This is a genomic window from Xanthomonas populi, from assembly GCF_002940065.1.
GTDB classification, from domain to species: Bacteria; Pseudomonadota; Gammaproteobacteria; order Xanthomonadales; family Xanthomonadaceae; genus Xanthomonas; species Xanthomonas populi.
Genome location: NZ_MDEJ01000278.1, coordinates 1 through 1176 on the forward strand (window position 1 = coordinate 1; position 1176 = coordinate 1176).

The following is a 1176-nucleotide window of genomic DNA, read 5'->3' on the forward strand; positions in this document are numbered from 1 at the left end:
TGATTTTTTGAAGGTATGGTCATCATCCAGTGCGTGTCACCACGGCTACGACTTGGTTGTTCGAGGTGCCCTTAAGTCATTGAAATTATTGGTGGGCCGTGATGGATTCGAACCATCGACCAAAAGATTAAAAGTCTTCTGCTCTACCGACTGAGCTAACGGCCCACTGCCCCGGCAGTGCGCCGGGGTGGGCATTCTACCTTACACAGGCATCAAGACGAAATGGCGTAGTGGGTGTGGTCCGGGATGCCGGCATCGGCGAAGCCGGCGGCGCGAAGGCGGCAGGCGTCGCAGTAGCCGCAGGCGCGCCCGTTAGCGTCGGCGCGGTAGCAGGAGACGGTGAGGCCGAAGTCCACGCCCAGGCGGACGCCTTGGCGGACGATGTCGGCTTTACTGAGAAACTGCAGCGGTGCGTGCACGCGCAAGCCGGCGCCTTCCACGCCTGCCTTGGTGGCCAGGTTTGCCAGCACTTCGAAGGCGCGGACGAACTCGGCGCGGCAGTCGGGATAGCCCGAATAGTCCACCGCGTTGACGCCGCAGAATAGGTCGTTGGCGCCGATCACCTCGGCCCAGCCCAGCGCCAGCGCCAGCATGATGGTGTTACGTGCGGGCACGTAGGTGACCGGAATGCCGTCGCCGCCAGCATCGGGCACGTCTATGTCGTCGGTGAGCGCCGAGCCGCCGATGCTGCGCAGGTCCACGTCGACCACCTTGTGGGCGATGACGCCTTGCGCGGTGGCGACGCGTGCGGCTGCGTCCAGTTCGGAGGTGTGGCGCTGGCCGTAGCGCACGCTCAGCGCGTACACGGAGTAGCCCTGTTCCTGCGCGAGCGCGACGACGGCTGCGGAATCCATGCCACCGGACAAGAGAACTACCGCTTTTTTCATGACGGATCAGGCTGTAACAACGGAAGCCGAGAGGCTAGCAGGATCGGCGTTGCACGGCGACAGGGCAAGCACTTTGCGGGTATAACAGCACAGGCTGGCTGGCAATGAGCGGCCATTGGCCAATGGCCATTGGCCATTGGCCATTGGCCATTGGCCGCTGGCCGCTGGCCGCTGGCCGATGGGCAGCTGGAAGGCAACGCTGAAAAAGCCCCCAGATCTGCGAAAATTGCTATCCAGCAGCGTGCTTTTGGATAGAGCGATGACACAGCAGACATTGGCGATGGCAGCG

2 protein-coding genes and 1 tRNA gene are annotated in these 1176 nt (G+C 62.8%); all 3 read right to left on the minus strand.

What is annotated here, in order from left to right; translation table 11 throughout:
* Positions 1 to 89: 89 nt before the first annotated feature.
* Positions 90 to 165: transfer RNA gene (locus tag XpopCFBP1817_RS20790), tRNA-Lys, on the minus strand.
* A 47-nt stretch (positions 166 to 212) separates the two neighbouring features.
* Complete coding sequence (gene queC / locus XpopCFBP1817_RS20795; protein ID WP_128418486.1) at positions 213 to 887, minus strand: 7-cyano-7-deazaguanine synthase QueC; 675 nt, start codon at positions 885 to 887, stop codon at positions 213 to 215.
* A gap of 6 nt (positions 888 to 893) precedes the next feature.
* On the minus strand, positions 894 to 1176 hold a 283-nt coding region (locus tag XpopCFBP1817_RS22385), incomplete at its 5' end, for a hypothetical protein (RefSeq protein ID WP_208619693.1).